Annotated in this window: 23 protein-coding genes, 1 pseudogene and 2 riboswitches; of the genes and pseudogenes, 14 read left to right on the top strand and 10 right to left on the bottom strand. The window is 69.5% G+C overall.

Features of this window, described 5'->3' with window-relative positions; all coding sequences use genetic code 11:
* Window positions 1–1,044, bottom strand: a 1,044-nt coding sequence (locus tag ETD96_RS10145) for a hypothetical protein (RefSeq protein ID WP_240807458.1), incomplete at its 3' end; no start/stop codon positions are given.
* A gap of 89 nt (window positions 1,045–1,133) precedes the next feature.
* Between ETD96_RS10145 and cds1 the strand changes: the two genes are divergently transcribed.
* On the top strand, window positions 1,134–2,231 hold the full coding sequence (gene cds1 / locus ETD96_RS10150) for an L-cysteine desulfhydrase Cds1 (RefSeq protein ID WP_138636061.1): 1,098 nt from the start codon (window positions 1,134–1,136) through the stop codon (window positions 2,229–2,231).
* Here the strand turns inward: cds1 and ETD96_RS10155 are convergent.
* Window positions 2,221–3,519 (bottom strand): M50 family metallopeptidase, encoded by a 1,299-nt coding sequence (locus ETD96_RS10155; protein ID WP_138636062.1) that lies wholly within the window; start codon window positions 3,517–3,519, stop codon window positions 2,221–2,223. The genes cds1 and ETD96_RS10155 overlap by 11 nt on opposite strands.
* 254 nt (window positions 3,520–3,773) lie before the next feature.
* On the opposite strand from ETD96_RS10155, the gene ETD96_RS10160 reads away from it, so the two are divergent.
* The 5 genes from ETD96_RS10160 to ETD96_RS10180 all read left to right on the top strand — a co-directional run bounded on the left by ETD96_RS10160 (window position 3,774) and on the right by ETD96_RS10180 (window position 8,622).
* Entirely contained in the window at window positions 3,774–4,130 is a 357-nt protein-coding gene (locus ETD96_RS10160) for a hypothetical protein (protein WP_138636063.1), read from the top strand.
* A 61-nt stretch (window positions 4,131–4,191) separates the two neighbouring features.
* Window positions 4,192–4,287: riboswitch (glycine riboswitch) on the top strand.
* A 4-nt stretch (window positions 4,288–4,291) separates the two neighbouring features.
* A riboswitch (glycine riboswitch) is annotated at window positions 4,292–4,380 on the top strand.
* Window positions 4,381–4,453: 73 nt separating this feature from the next.
* Window positions 4,454–5,542 (top strand): glycine cleavage system aminomethyltransferase GcvT, encoded by a 1,089-nt coding sequence (gene gcvT, locus ETD96_RS10165; protein WP_138636064.1) that lies wholly within the window; start codon window positions 4,454–4,456, stop codon window positions 5,540–5,542.
* Window positions 5,543–5,557: 15 nt separating this feature from the next.
* Window positions 5,558–5,947: a glycine cleavage system protein GcvH gene (gene gcvH / locus ETD96_RS10170; RefSeq protein WP_138636065.1), complete on the top strand. Its 390-nt coding sequence runs from the start codon at window positions 5,558–5,560 to the stop codon at window positions 5,945–5,947.
* Entirely contained in the window at window positions 5,944–7,200 is a 1,257-nt protein-coding gene (locus ETD96_RS10175) for a serine hydroxymethyltransferase (protein ID WP_138636066.1), read from the top strand. Before gcvH ends, ETD96_RS10175 begins: the two co-directional genes overlap by 4 nt.
* Before the next feature lie 51 nt (window positions 7,201–7,251).
* Window positions 7,252–8,622, top strand: coding sequence for an L-serine ammonia-lyase (locus tag ETD96_RS10180; protein WP_138636067.1), 1,371 nt, complete (start codon window positions 7,252–7,254; stop codon window positions 8,620–8,622).
* Between the two features lie 60 nt (window positions 8,623–8,682).
* Here the strand turns inward: ETD96_RS10180 and ETD96_RS45770 are convergent.
* Window positions 8,683–8,887: pseudogene (locus tag ETD96_RS45770) on the bottom strand (IS5/IS1182 family transposase); the annotation flags it as partial.
* Between the two features lie 209 nt (window positions 8,888–9,096).
* On the opposite strand from ETD96_RS45770, the gene ETD96_RS10190 reads away from it, so the two are divergent.
* Both ETD96_RS10190 and ETD96_RS10195 read left to right on the top strand, forming a co-directional pair.
* The gene (locus ETD96_RS10190; RefSeq protein WP_138636068.1) at window positions 9,097–9,396 is read left to right on the top strand and encodes a DUF6247 family protein; all 300 of its coding nucleotides are present in this window, start codon (window positions 9,097–9,099) and stop codon (window positions 9,394–9,396) included.
* On the top strand, window positions 9,393–9,650 hold the full coding sequence (locus ETD96_RS10195; RefSeq protein WP_138636069.1) for a hypothetical protein: 258 nt from the start codon (window positions 9,393–9,395) through the stop codon (window positions 9,648–9,650). The genes ETD96_RS10190 and ETD96_RS10195 overlap by 4 nt, the downstream gene beginning before the upstream one ends.
* Window positions 9,651–9,829: 179 nt before the next feature.
* Here ETD96_RS10195 and ETD96_RS10200 read toward each other — a convergent pair whose 3' ends face one another.
* From ETD96_RS10200 to ETD96_RS10215, 4 genes are read right to left on the bottom strand one after another with little or no spacing between them, the layout of a single operon-like run.
* Complete coding sequence (locus ETD96_RS10200) at window positions 9,830–10,630, bottom strand: class I SAM-dependent methyltransferase (RefSeq protein WP_138636070.1); 801 nt, start codon at window positions 10,628–10,630, stop codon at window positions 9,830–9,832.
* A gap of 16 nt (window positions 10,631–10,646) precedes the next feature.
* On the bottom strand, window positions 10,647–11,618 hold the full coding sequence (locus ETD96_RS10205; RefSeq protein WP_138636071.1) for an ABC transporter substrate-binding protein: 972 nt from the start codon (window positions 11,616–11,618) through the stop codon (window positions 10,647–10,649).
* Window positions 11,615–12,397: an ABC transporter ATP-binding protein gene (locus ETD96_RS10210; protein ID WP_138636072.1), complete on the bottom strand. Its 783-nt coding sequence runs from the start codon at window positions 12,395–12,397 to the stop codon at window positions 11,615–11,617. The genes ETD96_RS10205 and ETD96_RS10210 overlap by 4 nt, the downstream gene beginning before the upstream one ends.
* Window positions 12,397–13,539 carry a FecCD family ABC transporter permease gene (locus tag ETD96_RS10215; RefSeq protein ID WP_171068956.1) on the bottom strand — a complete coding sequence of 381 codons (1,143 nt, stop codon included), beginning with the start codon at window positions 13,537–13,539 and terminating at the stop codon, window positions 12,397–12,399. Before ETD96_RS10215 ends, ETD96_RS10210 begins: the two co-directional genes overlap by 1 nt.
* Window positions 13,540–14,672: 1,133 nt before the next feature.
* Between ETD96_RS10215 and ETD96_RS10220 the strand changes: the two genes are divergently transcribed.
* Both ETD96_RS10220 and ETD96_RS10225 read left to right on the top strand, forming a co-directional pair.
* Entirely contained in the window at window positions 14,673–15,893 is a 1,221-nt protein-coding gene (locus ETD96_RS10220; protein ID WP_138636074.1) for an MFS transporter, read from the top strand.
* A gap of 663 nt (window positions 15,894–16,556) precedes the next feature.
* The gene (locus ETD96_RS10225) at window positions 16,557–17,036 is read left to right on the top strand and encodes a hypothetical protein (RefSeq protein ID WP_138636075.1); all 480 of its coding nucleotides are present in this window, start codon (window positions 16,557–16,559) and stop codon (window positions 17,034–17,036) included.
* 1,127 nt (window positions 17,037–18,163) lie between these two features.
* Here the strand turns inward: ETD96_RS10225 and ETD96_RS10230 are convergent.
* Complete coding sequence (locus ETD96_RS10230) at window positions 18,164–18,688, bottom strand: DUF6326 family protein (protein ID WP_138636076.1); 525 nt, start codon at window positions 18,686–18,688, stop codon at window positions 18,164–18,166.
* 162 nt (window positions 18,689–18,850) lie between these two features.
* Here ETD96_RS10230 and ETD96_RS10235 point away from each other — a divergent pair, with 162 nt between their 5' ends.
* Both ETD96_RS10235 and ETD96_RS10240 read left to right on the top strand, forming a co-directional pair.
* A complete protein-coding gene (locus ETD96_RS10235; RefSeq protein WP_138636077.1) occupies window positions 18,851–19,996 on the top strand; it encodes a sensor histidine kinase in 1,146 nt (381 codons plus the stop codon).
* Entirely contained in the window at window positions 19,993–20,640 is a 648-nt protein-coding gene (locus ETD96_RS10240; protein ID WP_138636078.1) for a response regulator, read from the top strand. Before ETD96_RS10235 ends, ETD96_RS10240 begins: the two co-directional genes overlap by 4 nt.
* A gap of 377 nt (window positions 20,641–21,017) precedes the next feature.
* On the opposite strand, the gene ETD96_RS10245 is transcribed toward ETD96_RS10240, so the two are convergent.
* Window positions 21,018–21,344, bottom strand: coding sequence for a histone-like nucleoid-structuring protein Lsr2 (locus tag ETD96_RS10245; protein WP_138636079.1), 327 nt, complete (start codon window positions 21,342–21,344; stop codon window positions 21,018–21,020).
* Between the two features lie 833 nt (window positions 21,345–22,177).
* On the opposite strand from ETD96_RS10245, the gene ETD96_RS10250 reads away from it, so the two are divergent.
* On the top strand, window positions 22,178–23,122 hold the full coding sequence (locus ETD96_RS10250; protein WP_138636080.1) for a NucA/NucB deoxyribonuclease domain-containing protein: 945 nt from the start codon (window positions 22,178–22,180) through the stop codon (window positions 23,120–23,122).
* Between the two features lie 4 nt (window positions 23,123–23,126).
* On the top strand, window positions 23,127–23,636 hold the full coding sequence (locus tag ETD96_RS10255) for a hypothetical protein (protein ID WP_138636081.1): 510 nt from the start codon (window positions 23,127–23,129) through the stop codon (window positions 23,634–23,636).
* Window positions 23,637–23,707: 71 nt separating this feature from the next.
* Here ETD96_RS10255 and ETD96_RS44550 read toward each other — a convergent pair whose 3' ends face one another.
* Window positions 23,708–23,866 (bottom strand): hypothetical protein, encoded by a 159-nt coding sequence (locus tag ETD96_RS44550; protein ID WP_171068955.1) that lies wholly within the window; start codon window positions 23,864–23,866, stop codon window positions 23,708–23,710.
* Window positions 23,867–24,018: the final 152 nt, after the last annotated feature.

The raw sequence follows: 24,018 nt of genomic DNA on the forward strand, positions 1-24,018 counted from the left end.
GGGGCGGCGGACGCGGCGGGCCGCGGCGCGGGCGCGCATGCGCGACGCGGCGCGGCCGCGGACGCGCGGCAGGGTGCGGGTCGTCTCGCGGCGGGCGGCGGCCCCGCCGCGGGCGGCGAACTGGCGGCGGACGCCGCGGGCCGCGCGGCGGGCGGCGCGGCGCTCGGCCCGGCGGTCCGCGCGGGCCCTGGCCTTGCGCTGGGCGCGGGCGGCGGCGCGGCGCTCCGCCCGTTCGAGGCGGCGCAGCCGGGCGCGCTCGGCGGCGTCGGCGCCGCGCTGCAGCAGCTCCGGCGGGAGGAGGTCGTGCCGTCCCGCGATGAACTCCTGCACCCAGATCTTGCCGCGGATCAGCGGGCGGCGGAACTGCCGCTCCCGCCGGACGGCCCGCTGGTAGCGGCGCGAATCGGGGGCGTAGCGCCAGCGCGCCCACGGCGAGCCGGGCCGCGCCACGCGGATCGCGCCGACGATCAGCAGGGCGGGCATGAACAGGCCGATGAGACCCGTCCAGATCTTGCCCTTGAGCAGGGTGATCACCGCGAACACCAGGTTCACGACCAGGGACGCGACGTAGACGCGGGTGAGGATGCCGGTGCCGGGGTCGGGCGCGATGCCCTCGTAGCCCAGCGGGCGGATGCCGAGCAGCAGCAGGCCCGTCACCGCGATCGCGACGAACACCGCGTCGACGGACGCGCGGCCCTTCTCCGTCCAGTACACGTCGCTGAGGTGCAGGATCAGCGCGAACTCGTCCAGCACGAGGGCGGAGCCCATGCCGAACACGACGGCGGCCGCCACGTTGAGGCCGGTGTAGGCGTCCGGGACGGCGAGGCTCCCCACCCCGCCCGCCAGCATCAGGACCACGCCGAACACGACGTGGTGGATGTGCAGGTCGCCCGCGGTCACGTTGCGGAACCACCAGCGCACGTCCGCGCGGATGAGCCGCACGTTGACCCGCGTCAGCACGAACGTGACGAGGAACGCGACGAAGAAGCCGAACAGCGGCAGCCGCCCGGCCGCCGTGATCCGCTCGTCGAACATCTCGATCATCTGCCCCCCGCTGCCTCCATCATGCACCCGCGACATGCACGGATATCGTGGGACCCGGCCGATCAGCGACGATCGAGGGGAAGGCCGCCGTGAGCCGCACCGTGGACCGCTGCGATCCCGGATACCGGGCGTGGATCGCCGAGGCGATCCGGCTCGTCGACGCCGACGCCAACCGCAGCGCCGACACGCACCTGCACGTGTTCCCGCTGCCGCCGGAGTGGGGCATCGACCTCTACCTGAAGGACGAGTCCGTCCACCCGACCGGTTCGCTGAAACACCGGCTCGCCCGGTCGCTGTTCCTGTACGGGCTCGCCAACGGCTGGATCCGGCAGGACACGACGATCATCGAGGCGTCCAGCGGGTCCACGGCGGTGTCGGAGGCGTACTTCGCGCGGCTGCTCGGCCTGCCGTTCATCGCGGTGATGCCCGCCTCGACCAGCCCGGAGAAGATCCAGCTGATCGAGTTCCAGGGCGGCCGCTGCCACCTGGTGGACGACCCGTCCTCGATCTACGACGAGTCGCGGCGGCTCGCGGCCGAGTGCAACGGCCACTTCATGGACCAGTTCACCTACGCCGAGCGCGCGACGGACTGGCGCGGCAACAACAACATCGCCGAGTCGATCTTCGAGCAGATGCGGCTGGAGCGGTTCCCGGAGCCGTCCTGGGTCGTGGTCGGCGCGGGCACCGGCGGGACGTCCGCGACGATCGGCCGGTACGCCCGGTACCGGATGTTCCAGACGCGGCTCGCGGTCGTCGACCCGGAGGGCTCGGCGTTCTACGGCTCGTACGCCGACGGCGACCCGGTGCGGACGGCGGCGGGCTCGCGGATCGAGGGCATCGGCCGGCCGCGCGTCGAGCCGTCGTTCCTGCCGACCGTCATCGACCGGATGATCCAGGTGCCGGACGCGGCGTCCGTCGCGGCGATGCGCTGGACGGCCGAGGTCAGCGGCCGCAGCGTCGGCGGCTCGACCGGCACGAACATGTGGGGCGCGGCGGAGCTGATCGCGCAGATGCGGGCGCGCGGCGAGCGCGGCAGCGTCGTGACGCTGATCTGCGACGGCGGCGAGCGCTACGCCGGCACCTACGGGTCGGACGCGTGGCTCGCCGCACAGGGCCTCGACATAGCGCCCTACCTGGCCGCGCTGGACGCGTTCCTGAAGACCGGCGAGCTGCCCGCTATCCCGTGACGGTGACGGGGTTCACCAGGTCGGCGTAGATCAGCAGGCCGCCCATGACGATCAGCACGACGGCCATCACGTACGTCACCGGCAGCGCCTTGGCGACGTCCACGTAGCCGGGGTCGGGGCGGCGGAAGACCTTCGCGAACGCCTTCTTCACCGCCTCAAGCAGCGCGCCGGCGATGTGGCCGCCGTCCAGCGGCAGCAGCGGGACGAGGTTGAACAGCCCGACCGCGAGGTTCAGCGAGCCGAGCAGCATCACGAAGAAGGACACCTTCTCCGCGTTGGTGTAGTCGCTGGAGGCGGCGACCTCGCCGCCGATCCGGCTGACGCCGACGACGCCGACCGGGCCGTTCGGGTCGCGCTTCTCGTCGCCGAAGGCGGCGTTCCAGACGCCGACCATCTTCTGCGGCATCCGCACCAGCGCGCCGGTGGTGCGGCTGGTCAGGTCGACCATCGTGCTCGCGACCGCGCCGGGGCCCTGCCGCTCGATCGCGCTGGTCGGGGTGATGCCGAGGAACCCGACGTTGACGATCTTGTCCTGGTCCTTCAGGTCGTACATCTGGTTGCGGGTGACCGGCACGCTCAGCTGGACGTCCCGCCCGTCCCGCTCGACGGTCATCGGTACGGTCTTGCCGCCGTTGTCGCGGATCAGCACCCGCAGCTTCTCGTAGTCGTCGATCTTCTTGCCGCCGAACGCGACGATCTTGTCACCGGGCTTGAGCCCCGCCTGCGCGGCGGGGGTCGGGGCGGCGTTCTTCGGGCACTCCGTCGTCTGCGACTGGCTCGCGGGCACCATGCATTCGAGGACCTCGCCGATCACCGGCTGCGCCCGCATGGTGCCGATGCCCATCAGCAGGATCGCGAAGAACATCACCGACAGCAGCAGGTTCATCGCGGGCCCGCCGAACATGATGAGCAGCTTCTGCCACCACTTTTTGGCGTAGAACACGCGGTCCTCGTCGCCGGGGCGGATCTCCTCCAGCGCCGCGCCGCGCGCCGACTCGATGAGGCCCTGCCACGGCCCGGTGCTGATCTGCCGCACCTGCCCGGGGGCGTCGCCCTTGCGCGGCGGCAGCATCCCGATCATGCGGATGTAGCCGCCGAGCGGGATCCACTTCACCCCGTACTCGGTCTCGCCCTTGCGCTTGGACCACATCGTCGGGCCGAAACCGACCATGAACTGGGTGGTCCGCACCTTGAACAGCTTGGCGAACGAGAAGTGCCCGAGTTCGTGCAGCGCGATGGACACGAGCAGGCCGAAGAACAGGATCAGCATCCCCGCCAGGTAGACCATCCGGCATGCCCCTCAGCTCGTCCCCCCGCGCCCACCGCGGGTGATCTCCAACGACCAACTCAGAGTACGCGACCCATCCTGTCCCGGTTTAAGTCAATCAAGGAACCGGTGCCGCGAGAGGAGCGCTCGGGCCGGGCGGATTTGAGGAGAGGTGCTAAGTCGCGGCAGCGGCATTGGCATGCGCCGTGATAGCGGCGGGGCGGCGAACGCGCGCATTATGAGCGGTCTCACCCCGGTCCTTGGAGGTTGTCACCTTGAAGCGCGGTCTTGTAGCGGTGCTGGCGCTGGGTCTGGCGCTCAGCGGGTGCGGGGGCTCCGACGACGGCGGCGGGGACGCGGGGGCGTCGGCGCCGCCCACCCCGGCGGCCTCGGCACCGGCCTCGGCGCCGTCCGGGACGGCGACCGGCAAGCCCAGCACGACGGCCGCGCCCGTCCCGCCGGGGGTGTCGCAGGCGACCCAGGCGTTCAACGACTGCATGCACGAGCAGGGGGTCGAACTGCCGTCGCCGAACCCGACGTCCACCCCCGCGAAGAAGGACCTGGAGAAGATCAAGGCGGCGCTGCGGACCTGCGTGAAGTCGATGTCGGCGTCCCCGCCGCCCACCGGCTGAGGGCGGGCGGCCGGCGGGTGGTCGCCGGGCGGGGCCGCTGCTAGATTTGGCGGACAGCCGTTGACCCCGTGCGGGAGAGTCCCACGCAGCCGGTGTGGGACGCCGAAGGAGCAAATCCTCCCCGGAACCTCTCAGGCCCACGGACCGCACGGGCAAGGCGACCTCTGGAAAGCGGGGACCCGGTCCCCCGCCGAAGGTGAAAACCCGCCGCCCGCCGGCGGGTGAAGCTCTCAGGCGCCGATGACAGAGGGGGAGGCACCGAAACGCCCGGTGCGCGAGTGGGACGATGGACCACGCGCGCCCGTGACGAAGGAGCCGAACCCATGTCCGCCGATCCGAAGACCACTCCGCTGCACGACGTCCACCGCGACCTCGGCGCGAACCTCGTCGACTTCGCCGGCTACCTGATGCCGCTGCGCTACAAGAGCGAGACCGCCGAGCACCAGGCCGTCCGCACCGGGGCCGGCCTGTTCGACCTGTCGCACATGGGGGAGATCTTCCTCTCCGGGCCGGACGCGGGCGCCGCGCTCGACTACGCGCTGGTCGGGAACCTGTCGACGATGCCGGTCGGCAAGGCCCGCTACACGATGATCTGCGCGCCGGACGGCGGCGTCCTCGACGACCTGATCGTCTACCGGCTCGCCGACGAGACGTGGATGGTCGTGGCTAACGCGGCGAATTCCGACGTCGTGCGGGACGCGCTGGCCGAGCGCGCCGCCGGCTTCGAGGCGGCCGTCGACGACCGCTCCGCCGCGTACGCGCTGGTGGCCCTGCAGGGCCCGCGCTCACAGGGAATTCTCGAAGAGTTCACCGACGCGCCCGTGGGCGACCTCAAGTACTACGCGATCCTCGCCGGACGCGTCGCGGGCGTGGACGCGCTGATCGCCCGCACCGGCTACACCGGCGAGGACGGCTTCGAGCTGTTCGTGGACGCCGCCGACGCCGTCGCGCTGTGGCGGGCGCTCGCCGCGGTCGACGGGGTCGTCCCGGCGGGCCTCGCCGCGCGCGACTCGCTGCGCCTCGAAGCGGGCATGCCGCTGTACGGCAACGAGCTGACCGCCGAGACGACGCCGTTCGAGGCGGGCCTCGGCCGGGTCGTGAAGCTGGACAAGACCGTCGATTTCGTGGGCAAGACCACCCTGGCGGCGCAGGCCGCGACGCCGCCGGGCCGTAGGCTCGTGGGACTGGTCGCGCGCGGGCGTCGCGCGCCACGGAAGGGGTACCAGGTCGTCACGTCCGGCGGCACGCCGTGCGGCGTCGTGACGAGCGGGGCCCCTTCCCCCACACTGGGCAAGCCGATCGCCCTGGCCTACCTCGACAGCGGCGTCGAGGAGACGGAACTGGCCGTGGACGTCCGCGGCCGGCCCGAGCCGGTGGACGTGGTGGCCCTGCCCTTCTACAAGCGTTCCTGAGAGAGAAGAGAGATCGTGAGCGTTCCGGAGCAGCTCCGCTACAGCGAAGAGCACGAGTGGGTGTCCGGCCTCGGCGGTGAGGACGGGATCGTCACCGTCGGCATCACCGCGCACGCCGCCGACGCCCTCGGGGAGATCGTCTACCTCGAGCTGCAGCCCTCCGAGGGCGACACCGTCGAGGCGGGCGAGCCGTGCGGCGAGGTCGAGTCCACCAAGTCGGTCAGCGACCTCTACTCTCCGGTCAGCGGCGAGATCACCGCGATCAACTCCGCCGTGGTGGACGAGCCGAAGGTCATCAACGACGACCCGTACGGCGAGGGCTGGATCTTCAAGGTCCGGATCAGCGACGAGCCCGGCGACCTGCTCGACTCCGCCTCCTACGAGAAGCTGATCGAGGAGTCATGAGCCTCTACGATTCGCTGGCCGCCGCCGACCCCGAGGTCGCCGAGGCCGTCGGCGCCGAACTGCGGCGCCAGCAGTCCACGCTGGAGATGATCGCGTCGGAGAACTTCGCGCCGGTCTCGGTGCTGGAGGCGCAGGGCTCCGTCCTGACCAACAAGTACGCCGAGGGCTACCCCGGCCGCCGCTACTACGGCGGCTGCGAGTTCGTCGACGTCACCGAGCAGCTCGCGATCGACCGCGCCAAGGCCCTGTTCGGCGCCGAGCACGCGAACGTCCAGCCGCACAGCGGGGCGCAGGCCAACACGGCCGTGTACTTCGCGCTGCTCCAGCACGGCGACACCATCCTCGGGCTGGACCTCGCGCACGGCGGCCACCTCACGCACGGGATGCGGCTGAACTACTCCGGCAAGACGCTGAACGTCGTGCCGTACCACGTCCGCGCCGAGGACGGCCTCGTCGACATGGACGAGGTCGCCGCCCTCGCCGCCGAGCACCGGCCCAAGATGATCGTCGCGGGCTGGTCGGCGTACCCGCGGCAGCTCGACTTCCCCGAGTTCCGCAAGATCGCCGACTCGGTCGGCGCGCTGCTCATGGTCGACATGGCGCACTTCGCGGGGCTCGTCGCGGCGGGGCTGCACCCCTCGCCCGTCCCGCACGCCGACATCGTCACCACGACGACGCACAAGACGCTCGGCGGCCCGCGCGGCGGGCTGATCCTCGCCCGCGAGGAGTACGGCAAGAAGATCAACTCGGCGGTGTTCCCGGGCATGCAGGGCGGCCCGCTGGAGCACGTGATCGCCGCCAAGGCCGTCGCGCTGAAGATCGCCGCGTCGCAGGAGTTCAAGGCCCGGCAGGCGGCCACCGTCGAGGGCGCGAAGCTGCTCGCCGACCGCCTCCTCGCCGAGGACTCCGCCAAGGCCGGCGTGAAGGTGCTGACCGGCGGCACGGACGTCCACCTCGTCCTGGTCGACCTGGTCGACTCCGAGCTCACCGGCCGCGACGCCGAGGACCGGCTGCACGAGATCGGCATCACGGTGAACCGGAACGCGGTGCCGAACGACCCGCGCCCGCCGATGGTCACCTCCGGGCTGCGCATCGGCACCCCGGCCCTCGCCACCCGCGGCTTCACCGCCGCGGACTTCGCCGAGGTCGCCGACGTCATCGCGCTGGCCCTGCAGCCGTCCTTCGACAAGGACGCCCTCGCGGCCCGCGTGAAGGCCCTCGCCGAGAAGCACCCCCTGTATCCGAACCTGTGACGTCCCCGCGCCCCCTCCCCCGGGAGGGGGCGCAGCTACAACGAGGTAGCAATGGCCATCAGCGTGTTCGACCTGTTCAAGATCGGTATCGGCCCGTCCTCGTCCCACACCGGCGGCCCCATGGCCGCCGCGCACCGCTTCGCCCGCGGCCTGGAACGCGACGGGCTCCTGGAGAAGACCGCGTCCGTCCAGGTCGTCCTGTACGGCTCGCTCGGTCTCACCGGCAAGGGCCACGGCAGCGACAAGGCCGTCATCCTCGGCCTGGAGGGCGACAAGCCCGAACTGGTCGACGTCGACACCGTGGACGAGCGCCTGGCGTCCATCCGCGAACGCGGCGCCCTCCGCCTCTTCGGCGACCACGACATCCCGTTCGTCGTCAACGAGCACCTCCACTTCGAGCGCAAGAAGTCGCTCCCCGGCCACCCGAACGGCATGCGCTTCACGGCCCTCGGCGAGACCGGCGCCGAACTGCGCACGAAGGTCTACTACTCCGTCGGCGGCGGCTTCATCCTGGACGAGAACGCCACCGGCGCCGACCGCATCAAACCGGACGACACCGTCCTCCCCCACCCGTTCGACACGGCCGCCGAACTCCTCGACCGCTGCCGCGAGACGGGCCTGTCGATCTCCGCGCTCATGCTGGAGAACGAGACGGCGTTCGGCCGCACCCCCGCCGAGATCCGCGCGGACCTCCTCGACCTGTGGCAGGTCATGCGGGACTGCGTCACCCGCGGCTGCACCCGCGAGGGCCTGCTCCCCGGCGGCCTGAAGGTCCGCCGCCGCGCGCCCCAGCTGCACCGCCAGCTCTCCACCGAGAAGCCCGCCGACCCCCTCCACGCGATGGACTGGGTCACCCTGTTCGCCCTCGCCGTCAACGAGGAGAACGCCGCCGGCGGCCGCATCGTCACCGCCCCGACCAACGGCGCCGCCGGCATCATCCCGGCCGTCCTGCACTACTGCGACCGCTTCCTCCCGAGCGACGACGAGGGCGTCGTCCGCTTCCTGCTGACCGCCGGCGCGATCGGCGTCCTGTTCAAGCAGAACGCGTCCATCTCCGGCGCCGAGGTCGGCTGCCAGGGCGAGGTCGGCTCCGCCTGCTCCATGGCCGCCGCCGGCCTCACCGAGGTCCTCGGCGGCACCCCCGAGCAGGTGGAGAACGCCGCCGAGATCGGCATCGAGCACAACCTCGGCCTCACCTGCGACCCGGTCGGCGGCCTCGTCCAGGTCCCCTGCATCGAACGCAACGCGGTCGGCGCCATCAAGGCCATCAGCGCCGCCCGCATCTCCCTCCGCGGCGACGGCCGCCACTTCGTCACCCTCGACAAGGCCATCAAGACCATGCGCGACACCGGCCGCGACATGCTCGACAAATACAAGGAAACAAGCCGAGGCGGCCTAGCCGTCAACGTCATCGAATGCTGAGGACCTCGTGCTATGCACAATGTGCTGACCGCCAAGACCGGCTTGACGCGGCCCCTCGAGCGAGAACCCCTCGTGAAAAGATGAACCGCTCGCCCCCATCCAGGTGCAGCAGGCGGCGGCCACGAACACAATCGCCGCTAAGACGCTGCGATCCATCCGCACGCCGCCGACCACCACCCGGTGGCCGCGTCGGCGCGGGCGGAACCACCAGCTGGAACAACCTCCATAACTCGTCCGGCACCAGCCGGTCCTCGAAGCTCGCTATGCCTGGTTCAACGGTTCATCACCATCAGGACACGTCTTAGATGTCCGAGGAGCTCCGGTGGCTCCACAGCTTGGTGCACCTGCGCGTACTCTCCAGCAACGTCGCCAGGTAAGCAAGATCATTCCGTATGTGCTCCGGTTCTTGCTTGTGAGGCCGTGCCCTGTCGGGAGCCTCCACGTCTGACGGGGGCCACCGGTAGATTGGACGTCATGACCGCTCAGTCCGAGGAACCGACCGCGCCGCGCGATCCTGGTGAGGATCCGGCCGCGATCTTCGATGCGCTCCCGCCGGCGCATCGTGACCAGTTCCGGGCCGAGTATGACGAGGCGCTCGACGCGGCGCACGACCTGGCGCGGTTCAAGCAGGTCCAAACCCTGCTGCGTCAGTGGCGCTTGCGGGCCATCGCCTACGGCCGTCCCGGCTACGAAGAGGCGGTGCAGGACGCCCTGCAGGGCAGGGAGGACAGCTTCGTTCGCTACACCCCTCCGGGCTGGGAAGGCCGGGTGTGACGTACCGCTGGGACGGCTTCCACGGACGTGCGCTGTACGAACTGAACGGGCTCCCCAACGAAGTCCGTCACGGCCTACTACTTGAGCGCCTCCTCGACCTCTTGGAGACGCCGTGGGACGCAGTGCCGGAACGGCCGGGCCAGACCGCCATCAGACACGCCTTCTTCGGTGCGAACGGTGAGGGCATGCTCACGCTGCTGGTCGACGACGATGCTGAGACGCTGCGCATCATCGACATCCTGTGGATGGGGTAACGGCGCTCATGCAGCGCTGTGGAAACGGGGGCAGACGCTGGCCTGCGTGGTGGCCGCGTAAGTCACGACCAGACGCCCGTCCGCGAGCCGGTCCGACTCGGCGAGGGAGGACGAGCGCTCCGCAGTGCCCAGTCTGCTCCAGCAGTTCGCGTTCGGGCTCGGACTCACTCGTTTCTCGTTCAGGTGTGTCCGACCACGGCCAGCGACGTGGTGTCGAGCACGTCCGGTCCCTCGTTTTCTACGGCGGCCCGGAAACGGTCGCGCACGCGCTCGACGGCGTCCTTGGTGAGGTCGTCCAGCATGGCACGGAAGCCGCTGCCCAGGACGAACCCCCAAGCGTCGTCGGCGGTCAGGTCGACCTCGACCGCGAAACGGTGTACAGCGACCTCACGCAAACCCAACTCCGAAGCCCACGCAGCGAGCTTTTCGGCGTCGTTGATCCGGGCGGCGGCCCGCCGCGCGAGAGGCTCCTGGCCGGTTGTCGATGGCCGCCCGTCCGTCACGATCGCGTGCAGCAGGCCGCCGAAGCGTTCCAGCGCGCCCTTGGCCCAGACCGTCGCGGAGAAGCGGCCTCCCGGGCGCAGCAGGTCGGCTAGGCGGCGCGCCGACCGGTTCATATCAGGGAAGAAGAAGACCCCATAGCCGCATTGGACGAGATCGTACGGCTGGGACGGGGACCAGGTGTCCACGTCGCCGACGTGGAAGCGAGCGAACGCGAGCCCTTGTTCGGCGGCCCGGTCACGCGCCAGTTCCACCAGCCCGCTGGCCAGGTCGACCGCGTCGACGCGGCCCTGCGGGCCGACCGCGTGGGCCGCGGGGATCGCCGAGGAACCTGCACCGCAGCACGCGTCCAGAACGCGTTCTCCGTCGGAGGGGGCCAGCCAGCGGACGTACTCCTCCCCCAGCCGGTCCCACAGCAGTTCGGCGGCCGCGCGGTAGTGCGGTGCGCTGGCGTGGAACACCTCGCCCGTCGATGCCATCCCGTCACCTCTCCGATCAGCCCGCGAGTTCACGCAGGTACTTCCCGAACTTCTCCAGACCGTCGATGTTGCGCGGTCCGCTGATGCCCTCGTTGTAGTCGAGGATGAAAATATTGTTCTTCTTGACGCCGGGCAGGTCCCGAGTGTGCGGTGACTTCCGCAGGAAGTCGATCTTCTTCGCGGCGGGCAGGTCGCCGTAGTCCAGGACGATCACGACCTCCGGCTGGCCCTGCGCCACGGCCTCCCAGCTCACCTGGGTCCAGCGCTGATCGAGCCCGTCGAAGATGTTGCGGCCGCCGGCCATCTTGATGATGTCGTTGGGCGGCACCTGGTTCCCTGCGGTGAACGGCTTGTCGGTGCCGGAGTCGTAGAGGAAGACCGGGACCGGGTCGCCCTGGGGCGCGGCGGCGCGGACGGTCTCGGCCCGCTTGCGCAGGTCCCCGACGAGCTTGGTCGCCCGTTCCTCGACACCGAAGATCTGGCCGAGCCGCTCCAGGTCGGTGTACAGCCCTTCCAAGGGCGGAACGCGTTCAGGGTGGCCAGGATAGTTGTAGCAGCTCTCGGTGTGCATGAAGCTCTGGATGCCGAGGCCGTCGAGGATCTGCGGTGTGATGCCGCGCTGCTGGCTGAAACCGGAGTTCCAGCCGGCGACCACGAAGTCGGACTTGGCCTGCACGACGAGTTCCTTGTTGAGCAGGTCGTCGCTCAGCATTTTGACCTTCGCGTACTCCGCTGCCCACGGCGACTCGCTCACCGGCGGGTTCGCCGGCGGCATGACATATCCGTGCACGTGGTCGGTGAGGCCAAGACTGAACAGCTTGTCGGCGCTCCCTCCTTCGTAGGCGACGGCACGCTTGGGCACCGTGTACTCGACCGTCTCTCCGCAACGCTTCACCTTGCGGTCAGCGGCCGAGCCGCCCTCGACCTCGGCGCCGCACGCGCTCAGCAGCAGCGCGGCACCGGCGGCCATCGCCAAGGTTCGTTTCATGCCTGGGGTCCTTCCGTGGGGAGTGAGTAGAGCAGCTGGGGTGAGCCGGTCAGCGGGTGGGGCACGACGGTGGCCTCCACGCCGAAGACCTCTCGGACCAGGTCAGGTGTGAGAACGTCCCAAGGGGTGCCGGTGGCGACGAGCCGCCCCTGCGACAGCACGCCGAGCCGGTCGCAGACGGCCGCGGCCAGGTTGAGGTCGTGCAGCACGACGAGCACCGTCAGCCTGGTTGAGCGCAGCAGTGCCAGCAGCTCGACCTGATGCCGGACGTCGAGGTGGTTGGTGGGTTCGTCCAGCACCAGGACCTCGGGCTCTTGGACCAGCGCCCGCGCCAGCAGGACGCGCTGCCGCTCGCCGCCGGACAGGTTGAGCACGCCGCGTCCGGCAAGGTGGGTTATGTCGAGCCGTTCCATTGCGGCGACGCACAGATCGCGTTCGCGCCGCGTGAGCGGCTGGTTGGCGCGCTGATGGGGCATGCGGCCCATGGCGACGACCTCGGCGACGGTGAAGTCGAGGTCCACGACGCCGTCCTGAGTCATCGCGGCGACCAAGCGGGCGCTGTCGCGGGCCGTCATCTCACGCAGGTCGCGTCCACCCACCCGGACGGCGCCCGAGGTGGGGCGCAGGGCCCGGTAGACGCAGCGCAGCGCAGTCGATTTCCCGCTGCCGTTGGGGCCGACCAGACCGACGATCTCGCCGCTCGGCACCTCAAGCGACAGTCCCGTGACCAGAGCCCGGCCGGCAGCCGTCACCGTCAGGTCGTCCAGCACGGCGTCCATCAACGACCACCGAAGACGTAGGCCCTGCGGCGCATCAGGACGATGAACACCGGGACACCGATCAGCGCGGTGATAGCGCCGAGGGGCAGTTCGCGCGGCGCCACCAGCGTCCGCGACGCCAGGTCGACCCACACCATGAAGACCGCTCCGGCGAGCGGGACGACGGCGAGCACCCGGGCATGCACGGCACCGACCACCATGCGGACAACGTGCGGCAGCACCAGACCGACGAAACCGATGGCCCCGCTCACCGCGACCATGGCCCCCGTGAGCAGCGAGACGAGGACGAGCAGCCGCATCCGCTGCCGGTCGGCGTCGACACCGAGGCTGGCGGCCGTCTCGTCACCGAGCGCCAGCGCGTCCAGCACTCGGCTCCGGCGGTACAGCAGTGGCAGCCCGGCCAGCACCACCGCCGAGACCGCCGGCAACGCGCCCCAGGACGCGGCGCCGAACCCGCCTATCGTCCAGTACAGGATCGTGCTGGTCGCCTCGCCGTCCGGGGCGAAGTAGATGATGACGCTCATGAGCGCCTGGAACCCCAGGGACATCGCCACGCCCGTGAGCACGAGGCGCAGCGGCGACAGCCCGCCCACGCGCGCCGCGGCGGCAAGGTAGACCAGTACCGACGCCGCTAGTGCACCGGCGAAGGCTCCGGCGGACACGGCGTAGACCCCGAAGGCTGTCAGCCCGCCCGTCACCGTGACGGTGACCGCGCCGACGGACGCGCCGGAGGAGACACCGAGCACGAAGGGATCGGCGAGAGCGTTGCGCACCAGCGCCTGAATCGCCACGCCGACTGCGCCCAGACCCGCGCCGACGATCGCGGCCAGCAACACACGGGGGGTCCTGATCTGCCAGATGATCTGGTACTCGGTGGCCTGGGCGGCGGAGATCCGTCCGCCAGTGACACCGGCCCACAGGTAGCGGGCAGTGTCGGCGGGGCCGATGACCGCCGTGCCGAGCCCGATGGCCACGACGATCGAGGCGCCCAGCACAAGGGCGAGCACGGCGCAGGCCATCGCAGTTCCCGTGCGCGTGGCTAGGTGGTCATGCAGAGCCGACGGCGCGCCGACGGCGGGCGTCTTAGTGAGCACAGGAGCACTTCTCTGCTGAAAACGATTTTCGTTCCCGAACGCTACCATGCCGATGCGTTCGGCCTGCAAACCAGCAGGAAGCGCCTTCTGGCATGTCCGCGCCAGGGCGCGGCGCCGTTCCGGCCGAGGTCGGCGCACCCCGGCGAGGCCCCGGCAGGGACGGGGCGGCGAGCGCCCTACGCTTCACCGCCTGCAACGCCGCGCTGCAGGACGCGAGGATCGCCCGGACCGCGGCCGCGAACAGGACGGTGCGTCAGCCGCAGGTCCCACACCGGGGGTTGGACGCGCCCAGCCCGCATGCCCGGCCAGTGCAGCCCGTCCAGCAGCACCTGGAGCGTGGTGACGGACTGGCCGCTGGGTCCACCTCGATCGCGGCCTCGCTCACGGTCACGGTCGTCCCGGATCTCAGGAAGCTTGGAGACGGTCGGGTGTGCGCATCGCGGCGAGTTTCTCGGTGTTGCCTGCCGGCTAGGGCGCCCGCTCAGTGATGTCGCCGATGACGATGATGTCGGGCTTGCGGTCCGCAGCGTCCTCTCAGGTGGCCTGGGGCCACCGCTCGTTCACGCCTTCGAAGACGTTGCGCACGCCGGTGAACCTGCCGATCTCGCTCGGAATGCCGCCCCGTTCCGCGACGTGGAAGTTCGTTGAACATCGAGTACAGATAGGCGACTTTCGACTGCCTCTGAGCAAGTCCCGGGAGCGCGCCGACGCCGCCAGGGGCAGTCCATGGCGGAGCGAGCGGTGGGCGGGCAGGTCAAGCCGGCGTGATTCCCTCCCACGTTCCGCCCGGCTATAGAGAGAAGAGGGAAGCGAAGGACGCCACCGCCACCACGGGCCCGAGCGCGGGCCCGTCTCGGTCGCGGACCGGTCGAGCGCTACTGCCCGCAGTGGCGGCCGGTCGAATGGGAGCCGCTACCCGCAGCCGTCCACCGCCACCTGAACCGGTCCGGTCCCTCCCTCCGGCTGCGCAGGTGCACCGCACGCCGTGAGCGCCGTCGCTGCCAGCGCGACACCGACCGCGAACCGAGCGTCGGCGCGGACGACCGCGCCAGCCGACCTGACCAGGCCCCCGACAACCACTATTGCGCCAGTCTGCAATAGCGCACTACGGTTATGATAATCATTTCCGTCATCTGCGCAGTGCGCAGTCCAGCGATCAAGAGCCGGGGGTTGTGGAGATCATGACGTCCTCACCGGCCGGAACGGTGACGTCCGCCCGGTCCGTCCTGCGCGAGCGCAGGTTCCTGCTGCTGTGGACGGCTACCACGGCGTCGGGTCTGGCAACGTGGGCGCTCCCGTTCGTCCTGGGCCTAGCCGTGCTGGAACGTACCCTCTCTGCCGCGGAACTCGGGATCGTGCTGGCGGCCCGCACGGTGGGGTTCCTGGCGGCGGTGCCGGTCAGCGGAGTCCTCGCCGACCGTTACTCCCGCCGCTCCGTGGTCCTGTGGGCGGGGCTGGCCGCCGCCGTCGCCTCACCTCTGATCGCGGTGGGGCTCGGCCGGTCGGTGGCACTCATGGCTGCCGCCGGCGCGCTCGCCGGCGCGGGACAGGGAGCCTGCCGTCCCGCCTTCCAGGCGATGGTCGCCGAGGTCGTCCATGCGCGGCGGCGTCAGGAGGCCAACGCGGCCGTCACCTTCGCCGTCCGCATCACGACGCTGGTCGCGCCCGCCGGGGCAGCGCTGCTCGCCACCGTCGCCGGGGCGAGCGGGCTGCTTCTGCTCATTGGCGCGCTGTGGCTTGTCGCGGCCCTCGCACCGACGGCGAGCGCGCCCTCCCCCGCCCGTGCCGCCGAACGGACCAGGTTCGTGCCGGAGTTTGCCGACGGCCTGCGCGAGGCCGGGCACCACCCGTGGTTCCTCGCCGGACTGGGTGCGCTCACCGCCGTCATCGCCACCGGCTACTCAGCGACCGGGGTTGCACTGCCCCTGATCAGCCGCGACAGGTACGGCAGTGAGGCGGTGCTGGCCGGGGCCGCAACCGCCTACATCGTCGGTGCGCTCCTCGGCGCGCTGGTCATCGCCCGCTGGCGGCCCCGCGCCCCGGGCTGGGCCGCCCTCGCCGGGCTCGCCGTCTACGGCGTCGCCCCGCTGAGCCTGCTCTGGCCCGTGCATCCGGCCGTCGTGATCGCCGCCTACGTCCTCACCGGAGCCGGCATCGAGTTATTCAACGTTCCGTGGTTCACCGCCATCCAGCGCGAGGTCGCCCCGAACAGACTGGCCCGCGTCTCCGCACTGGACTTCCTACTGTCCTACGGGCTCGCGCCGCTCGGCCTCGCCCTCATCGCACCCGCCATGACCGCCTTTGGCGCCACTCCCGTCCTGGGTGCCTGCGCGATCGTCTGCTTCACCGCCCCGGTGCTCGCAGCCCTCGCCCCCGGCGCCCGCCGCTTCTCCCGGAGCTGACGCATGACCGTGTACACATCCGCACCGACCCTCGCCGTCGTCCCCGCCCGGGTCGACGCCGCCGACCCCGCGTCCGCCCGGGCACGCCTGGCGCAGCACCAGCGACCTCGGCAAGGTGTAGTCGATTCCGACATTCCCCCTTCCGGCTCTTGCCGCTGATCACTGCGCCCCCCTTTCCGGCTGCGCCCAGCTCTCAGCAGGGCGGCCCTCCGATCAGGAGGCTCCGCAACAGCGCTGTGTCCGGTGGCGGGCGCCCGCCACGCCGAGGCCCATGGCGAGCATGCGATCGCGCTCGAGCGCACCACGCGCAACCCACGTCCCGCGGCGGGATTCAGCCGCTTCGGATGGCTGGGAGCCCGGTGAACTGGACCACCCTCATCGCGTCTGTGCTGGCCGGCCTCGCGCTCAACGAGTGAGCCGACGTCGCGCCATGGGCCGTGAAGAAGATCGTTCGCCGAGCCGCGCATCGCATGTACGCCGACAACCCCGAGCGTGCGGAGATGCGCGCGAATGAATGGGCGGCCCACGTCGACGACCGTCCCGGCAAGCTGCTCAAGCCCCGGACCGCAGCCACCTACGGCGTCGCCGCCCCTGCTGCGGAGCGCGACCCGCCGCATCGCCGAGCGGGGGTTCAAGGGCCTGCTGTCCGACTTCTTTGTCGACATGGGCCAGGGCATCAAACTGACGGAGATCTACGTCAGGCACGTCCACTGCTCGGGGCGCAAGGTCGCCTCAAGGCCTGTACTCGCGGTCTACGTGCTCGCGGTCGGAGTGCTCGGCGGCGGCAGCGGCTTCATTCTCATGGCCCTCGGTATCCCCATCTACGTTACGTTCCCCGCCTCCGCTACGGCCCAGTGGCTGTGTCTGCGGGCCGTCGGCAGGTTCGCCGTAAGGAGCATCGACCGACACGTCTTGAAGCTAGAACGCCAGGTCGTGGCGATCGACCTGGAGGACGCGCGGTTCACGGTCGATAGCGGAGAGTTGCTGGCCGCTACCGCTGTCGAGTTGGCAGCTATCGTCGACTGCGCGACTGGATACGCCAGGCTCCTCTACGTGGCCGCCGACCCGCCCGCCCTTCACGGCACCACATACAGGGTCGACCCTTCGCCCAGATTGGAGACGTACGACCCGACCCGCCGATGAGCTGACCGAGTTGCTCATCCTCGACGATGCCGCGCGCATCGCCGAGGTGAGCAGTCGGACGCTCAACGGCTGGATCGCGTCCGGGCACCTGGCGGTCGTCGAGGTGCGACCTCGACAACCCCGACAGTGAGGCCCTGTCCCCCACAAGTTCGGGCGCCTGACCAGCATGTTCGCCAATCCCAAGCGTGTCCACGCGGTCTGCCAGGACATCGTGGACCATTCCCTGGCCGGCGCCTACCGCCATGGGCTCAAGGCCCAGGTCGTCACCCAACACGGCATAGATCCATTGGGGTCGCCTGTTGGTGAGCGGGCACAGGCGACCTCTGACGCGGAAAACCCAAGGACCGAGTGAAGGCATGCCTCGCTATAGAGGCGCGCCTCCACCCAGTTTTTGTCTTCTTTTCCTTACCCCGACCTCGGCTCACCTTGAGATGATTGGTGATCCGGGAAGGCAACTTCCACGGCGTCACTTACTTTGACGACGCTTAGCGGTGTACTTGAAGGAGACCGTTCCTGCCGAAAAGATGACTACGACCACCCCGATCACGATGAGGATCTGGACGAGTGCCGGTACTGCTGAAGGCATTTGAGGTTCCTTTCTCGGCGGAACGGCGGAAGCGAGCTCGTCAGGAACCGCCCCGGAGGGATACCTTCCCGCTGGGCCCCCCGTCGATCCTAAGCCAGTAGGACCTGCCGATCTGCTTCATGTAGCGGACCTTGGTGTTGAAGCCGATGCTCATGTACTTGGTACGTCCGCTGGCTCCGGCGCCGTTGTTCCAGTAGCCACACCACGTCTGGGTGATGTCGGCGAGGGAGTTGCAGCTGTGGGGCGCAGTCGTACCAGTTGACGTAGACCCGGCTGCAGTTGTACGTGAACTCGCCGGTCATCTTCGACTCGGCGACCGAGCACTTCCAGCCTGTGCCGCTGCCCCACCACTTGGGCTTACCGTTGGAGAAGCAGGATGAGGCGACTACCTTGCGGTACTTCCGCTCGGCCGCGGCGACGGCCGCGCTCTGGCCCTGAGGGGCTGAGTCGGGCGAAGGAACCACTTCGCCCTCGGGTGTGGAGGGGACGTCGCTCTCAGGGCCGATGCTGAGTTCGGTGCCGTCAGGCACCGGGCGGGCGGTCACGTCTGCTGCAGCGGGCGGAGTGGCTCGTTGTCGAGGCTGGCTGCGAGGGTCGCCGGTGATGCGGTGCGGCGTGGCCAGTTCCAGGCGGAGCGCAGGATGAAGGCCAGGAGAAGCACCTCGAGTCCGATGGAAAGGCCGTAGAAATAGGAGTAGGACCACGGCTCCCCTGCCGCGTTGAACACCGAGACGGGGATGTAGAGCGTTGCCACGGCGAGATTGATGGTGCGGTTGACACGGGCGGGCAGTGTCGCGGAGAGCAGGATCATGAGGATCGGTATGGCCATGAGCGTGAGTGCAATGGCGACGAAGGTCGGGCCTAGGTCGAACTCGTGGACGATGCCGGCCAGAAGGTCGTCCACGAAGCCGGGCTTGTACAGGGCGAGGTAGTCGACGTAGATGTAGAGGAACATGAAGCTGGTCCATGCTGCAGCGAGTTTGGCTTGCACGGGCAGGCGCAGATCTTCCAGCGTGCTCTGAGACGGCGGATTCTCTGGTGCGGTGTGGGATTGAGGCGTTCTCATCACAATGCTCCTTGACTCGATCAGGTGGGTGCTTCCACCTTCACGGATGCCGGCGGCGGGCGCATCAGCCCCGGAGCCTGATCCGACCTGGTCGTTGGCACAGCCGACCTCTTGTACTTTCGGCGGATGCACCGAACACGCGGGCTGCCTAGGCTGATCGAGATGGCCACCAACGCACTCCGCTCGCTGTGGGCCGAACCTCGACCCACGAATCCCCCGGACCGGAGGCTGTGGGATTGGGCCCTGGTCGCGGTACTGATCTGCTGGTCCGTGCTTGAAGCGGTGCTCCGTGAGGACATGGCGCCGCTCCCGCTGCTGCTCATCGCTGCGCTCGCGGTCGTCGCCCCCCTTCCGTGGCGACGTACGCACCCGCTCGTCGCGGTCGCGGTGGCTTTCGGCACGGTGACGGTGGTCGACATTGTCCGAGTCCTCACCGGATCGCCAGGCACTCTGCCCTCGAGTGTCTCGGCCACCCTGGTCATTGCCTACGCTCTGTTCCGGTGGGGTTCCGGTCGGGAAGCCGCTATCGGCCTCGGCGTCATCCTGCTCTGGCTGGCCATCACCTACGTCGCCGAACCGGGCAGCGTGGCGGAGACGGTCGCCGGATACGCTTTCTTCCTGTTCGCCGCCGCGCTCGGCTCCGCGATCCGCTATCGCACGAAGATCCGCATCCGCGACATCGACCAAGCCCAGGCCCGCGAACGCGAACTGCTCGCTCGTGAACTCCACGACACCGTCGCCCACCACGTCTCGGGCATCGCCATCCAGGCCCAAGCAGGACGTGCCATCGCAGCCTCCCACCCCGAGCGTGCCATCGAGGCCCTGGCCATCATCGAGGACGCGGCGACCCGCACCCTCACAGAGCTGCGCGCCATAGTCGGCGTGCTCCGCTCTGCGCAGGACACCGAGTTCGCGCCGCAGCCCGGCGTGGCCGAGGTCGAGCAGCTCGCCACCGATGGCCGGACGCGTCCCTGCGTCGAGGTGACACTGTTCGGCGAGCTCGACGACCTCAGTCCGGCGGTCGGGGCCGCGATCTACCGCCTGGCACAGGAGTCCATCACCAACGCTCGACGGCACGCCCGCCACGCGACCCAGGTCACCGTCGCCGTCATAGGCGATGCCGACCAGGTACGGCTGACCATCGACGACGACGGCTCCGCCGCTGGCGGCCGCGCCCCGGCAGGCTACGGCCTGGTGGGCATGCGGGAACGCGCCTCACTGCTCGGCGGCACCTTCCACGCGGGCCCCGCCGCCGAGCGGGGCTGGCGGGTAGAGGCGGTCCTGCCCCGAACCGGGACACCACGATGAGCATCAGGGTCCTGATCGCCGACGACCAGCCCATCGTGCGCACCGGGCTGACCATGCTGCTCGACGTCCAACCCGACATCGAAGTGGTCGGCGCGGCCGCCGACGGGCGCGAGGCAATCCGCCTGGCACTCCAACTGCGCCCCGACGTCGGCCTGTTCGACATCCGGATGCCGCTGATAGACGGCATTGAAGCCACCCGACACCTCGCCGGTCCCGACGTAACTGACCCACTGCCGATCGTGGTCATCACCACCTTCGACCTCGACGAGTATGTCCACGGGGCGCTCAAAGCCGGCGCCCGTGGGTTCCTGCTCAAGGACGCCGGACCCGTCCTGTTGACCCAGGCCATCCACGCCGCCGCCGACGGAAACGCACTGATCGCACCCAGCGTAACTGTCCGACTTCTCACAGCGTTCGCCCACGCAGAGACCTCGCCACCGAGGCAGCCGATAGAACCGCTCACCGCCCGCGAAGAGGCAGTCCTCGTGCCTGTAGCCCAAGGCCGCACCAACAATGAGATCGCCAACGAGCTCTACATCACCCCAAGCACCGTCAAAGCCCACCTCGCCAGCATCATGCGAAAGCTCGGCGCCCGAAACCGCGTCGAGGTCGCCATGTGGGCCCACGAGACCGGCCGCATCTGACGCCGCAAAGGCTCCCGCCGCCGTTAATCGCCGGGTCGTCGGTCTGTTGCTGCAGCACGGCCATGCCCGAGACCAGCCGCTTCCGCCGAAGCCGTCAGCACACCCAACTCCGCCACGCCGTCGACCACGCCGACCTCACCGCAGTGAACACCACTACAGACAAGATCGACCGTAGTGCACAGGAGTACAGGAATCAGGACTTTCTGAATCCCCCCGAAAACAGCCCTATCACCGCAGGACGGCAGTGAACACGACTACGAAAATCGACACCCGGCGTGACGAATTCCATCCCCCAAGGAGAGAGGGATTGCTTCTTCCCCGCTGGTGCAGGGCAGGGAAAAGGCCCGTCCCTTTGCGTTCACGGACGGAGGGCCATCTCAATGCGCTGCCTGGTACTGCTCGATCACGGCGGCGGGGATCCGCCCGCGCTCGTTGATCTTGATGCCGTGGACCTTGGCCCACTGACGGATCTCGGCGCTGCGCTCCCGGTCAACGGTGCCGCGGGCCGCAAGGCTGCCTCCTCTGGCGGCTTTCAGTCGACGACCGCTGTCCATGTAGCGGTGCAGCATGCCGCGAAGCCTTCGGGCGTTGTCCTCACTGAGGTCGATCTCATACGCCTTGCCGTCGAGGGCGAACGACACGGTCTCGTCAGCCTCGCCACCGTCGAGGTCATCGGTCATGATGATCTGAACCTTCTGGGCCATGTGTGTTCTCCGCCTTAGAGTTCTGCTGAACGTCCCTGACCGTAGCCGATTCGGGCGCACAGTTGCCCCGGGAGGGCGGTATTCGGCTCCGGCTTTCGGTCACGGGCGCATGGCCGGAGGCAACGACAGGCCCTCGGCCAGCTGCACCGCCCCTCGGCATGACCTCCGCAGTCCTTTCGGTGTCGGCCGCAGGGCTCTTCGGCCTGGTCACCGTCCACGCGTTCAGGGCTCAATACACGATTCGACCGCACCGCTCGGGCCGCGTCGCCGAGGCGCTCCCCCCGGTGGGCGATCACCTGCACGCCGCTGAGTGTCGGCCTCGCCATCACCAGCCCCATCGACGGCACTCCGAACAGCGGTAGGACGCGCCGCAAACTCGGCAGCACAGCAGACCTTCGGCCCAGCGCCTTCCCCGCGTCCACGCCTCCGGGCGAGCTGGCACCGCTAACCACGATCCCTGCCCAGTCCTCGCAGAGCCCACGGCCACTCCCCCGTGGCCACGCCAACACCATCGCAGACCAGAATGAATGCACAATCGTCGCCATGCGGCAGGAAATGGCTCACGACATAACCAATATTGCATCTTATTGGCCCGTTATCCGACAAAGCGCCTCCGCCTTTTCGAGGGTCGGTAGGGATATCATCAATGCGAACCCGGAAAAAGCATGGAGCGGGGTACGAGATTTCCACGATGGCCAGAACCGGTGGGCACCGATTAAATTCCGCCTTGCCTTGTTCTCCAAGTCACGGAGGTTACTTTGAAACGTCAACGAATCGGGACAATTCTTGCGGCCGGCGCGGCTGCGATCGTGGCGGTCCCCGTCCCCGGTGCCATGGCCAATGCCGCACTGGGCCCCGGCGAGCAACTCCAGGTCGCCCTGTCCCCTGCCCGCCCGCTGGCGGCCGCCGACGGCGGGGTGAGCGCGGCGGCGGTCTGCAACCGCTACAACCGCACCCAGGTCTGCCAGAGCGTCACCTTCCGGGTGAACGTGCTGCGCAACCGCCGGCCCGTCGGCTACCTGACCGGCCATATCACCCAGGCCATCGTGTTCAACACCAAGTCCCGCTCATTCCGGGAGAACTTCGCGCTCAAGACCACCGGCGTCCACGGCCAAGCCGGAGGTGTCCGCGAGACCCTGGCCGTCTCCTGCGGCGGCGGCTGCAAGGCCAGGAGCGGTGTGCCTGCGGGCCGCGTCCTGCACACGGGCGCCACGATCAAGGGCAAGATCACCTACGCCGACGGCGTCCGCCCGGGCAAGGTCCACTCCACCGCCAGCCGGTACACGCTCACCTTCACCAAGCCCGGCTACACCCCAGGTGCCGTCTCCTGGACGTCGATCGGGTACCGCTGCGACGACACCATCAAGACCCAGCGGCCCGGGTGCGTCATCCCACGCTACGCGCCCACCATGACCGCGATGAGGAAGCTCCCGCACATCGCCGCCAACATCCGCCGCATCCAGACCCGCGGCCCCGGCCACTACGGCCGTCCCGGATCCGGCCACCCGCTGCACCGCCTCACCGACAAAAAGCAGCAGAACGACAACCGCCGCGCGGTCTGCGGCCGCAAGGTCGTCGGCCCGCCGCCCCGCCCCGGCGTCAGCTGCGACGAGTACCCCTTCGCCAGCAGCCGCGAGGGCGGCACCAAACTCGGCAAGAAAGACCGCGGCACCGCCTGGGTCCCCAGCAGTGAGCAGAACAAGCAGGCCGGATACATCACCTCATCGCACAACGCCCAGCGCGTCCTGAACGGCGACGCGTTCTACGTGTCAGTCTGACCCGATGACGACCTCGAACCTGCGGGTCAGCGCCGGCTACCACCAGTACTGGCTCGAATGGGCCGAATGGGACCCCGACGCCATACCGTTCACCGGCGGCAACGGCCTGGTCTGGGTCTCGCCCGGACGCCTGGTCGTCATGACCGGCGTCGACTCCGGCGACATCGCTGTCGAGATCGAGGTCACCGACCAGCCGCCACCGCCCGACCTCGACGACTGGGACGACGCCGTCGAGGTCAGCGCCGACATCACCGGCACCACTGTCGGGCTGTCGGTCCCGGTCGGCATCCCGGTCACCGAACTCCGCCTGCCGGCCCCCGGCCCCTACCGGTTCCGGATCCACGCCCGCGGCCGCGACGCCGGCCAGGACGCCGAATACATCGACGCCGACGAAGGCGACGCAATGGTCGAACACCACAAGATCCAGATCTGGCCGGCCCCACCCGCCGCCGAGACCAGACTCAAACTCACCGACACCGTCGGAGCCGACAACCGAACCCACACCCGAACCTGACCACCACAAAGACACAAGCAGGAGACGCTCCACCGATCTGCCGGAGCGCCCCCCTGCATCCGTGCTGCATCTCAGCCTCCGGTGACGCGGGCCGCGGTCATTCCGACGTGGTGAGGGCCGCCGCCGGTCGGGTCCGGCCGCCGCTCCGGGTCGCCGTCGACCTCCCAGGGGTGGTCGTCCCACTCGATCCGGTCGGTCGCGACCATGTCGGTGCCGGCGTGCAGCCACACCCGGATCCGCGTGGTGACCCGGTCGCGGCCGCTGTCGGTGGCCTCGTTGGGCCCGGCGGGCTGGACGTTCGCCTCGACCCTGGTCCGGGCCGCTGCCGCACCCCAGTCCCAGCACGATCGCGTTGCCGCATACGACCGACATGGTGGCGCGG

This window comes from Actinomadura geliboluensis, from assembly GCF_005889745.1.
GTDB lineage: Bacteria > Actinomycetota > Actinomycetes > Streptosporangiales > Streptosporangiaceae > Spirillospora > Spirillospora geliboluensis.

Coding starts and splice junctions, on each gene's coding strand:
- ETD96_RS10155 (WP_138636062.1), bottom strand. CDS start 3,519: ATGGTCTACCTGGCGGGGATGCTGATCCTGTTCTTCGGCCTGCTCGTG.
- gcvT (WP_138636064.1), top strand. CDS start 4,454: ATGTCCGCCGATCCGAAGACCACTCCGCTGCACGACGTCCACCGCGAC.
- ETD96_RS10175 (WP_138636066.1), top strand. CDS start 5,944: ATGAGCCTCTACGATTCGCTGGCCGCCGCCGACCCCGAGGTCGCCGAG.
- ETD96_RS10180 (WP_138636067.1), top strand. CDS start 7,252: ATGGCCATCAGCGTGTTCGACCTGTTCAAGATCGGTATCGGCCCGTCC.
- ETD96_RS10190 (WP_138636068.1), top strand. CDS start 9,097: ATGACCGCTCAGTCCGAGGAACCGACCGCGCCGCGCGATCCTGGTGAG.
- ETD96_RS10200 (WP_138636070.1), bottom strand. CDS start 10,630: ATGGCATCGACGGGCGAGGTGTTCCACGCCAGCGCACCGCACTACCGC.
- ETD96_RS10205 (WP_138636071.1), bottom strand. CDS start 11,618: ATGAAACGAACCTTGGCGATGGCCGCCGGTGCCGCGCTGCTGCTGAGC.
- ETD96_RS10210 (WP_138636072.1), bottom strand. CDS start 12,397: ATGGACGCCGTGCTGGACGACCTGACGGTGACGGCTGCCGGCCGGGCT.
- ETD96_RS10215 (WP_171068956.1), bottom strand. CDS start 13,539: ATGGTAGCGTTCGGGAACGAAAATCGTTTTCAGCAGAGAAGTGCTCCT.
- ETD96_RS10220 (WP_138636074.1), top strand. CDS start 14,673: ATGACGTCCTCACCGGCCGGAACGGTGACGTCCGCCCGGTCCGTCCTG.
- ETD96_RS10225 (WP_138636075.1), top strand. CDS start 16,557: ATGGGCCAGGGCATCAAACTGACGGAGATCTACGTCAGGCACGTCCAC.
- ETD96_RS10230 (WP_138636076.1), bottom strand. CDS start 18,688: ATGAGAACGCCTCAATCCCACACCGCACCAGAGAATCCGCCGTCTCAG.
- ETD96_RS10235 (WP_138636077.1), top strand. CDS start 18,851: ATGGCCACCAACGCACTCCGCTCGCTGTGGGCCGAACCTCGACCCACG.
- ETD96_RS10240 (WP_138636078.1), top strand. CDS start 19,993: ATGAGCATCAGGGTCCTGATCGCCGACGACCAGCCCATCGTGCGCACC.
- ETD96_RS10245 (WP_138636079.1), bottom strand. CDS start 21,344: ATGGCCCAGAAGGTTCAGATCATCATGACCGATGACCTCGACGGTGGC.
- ETD96_RS10250 (WP_138636080.1), top strand. CDS start 22,178: ATGGCCAATGCCGCACTGGGCCCCGGCGAGCAACTCCAGGTCGCCCTG.
- ETD96_RS10255 (WP_138636081.1), top strand. CDS start 23,127: ATGACGACCTCGAACCTGCGGGTCAGCGCCGGCTACCACCAGTACTGG.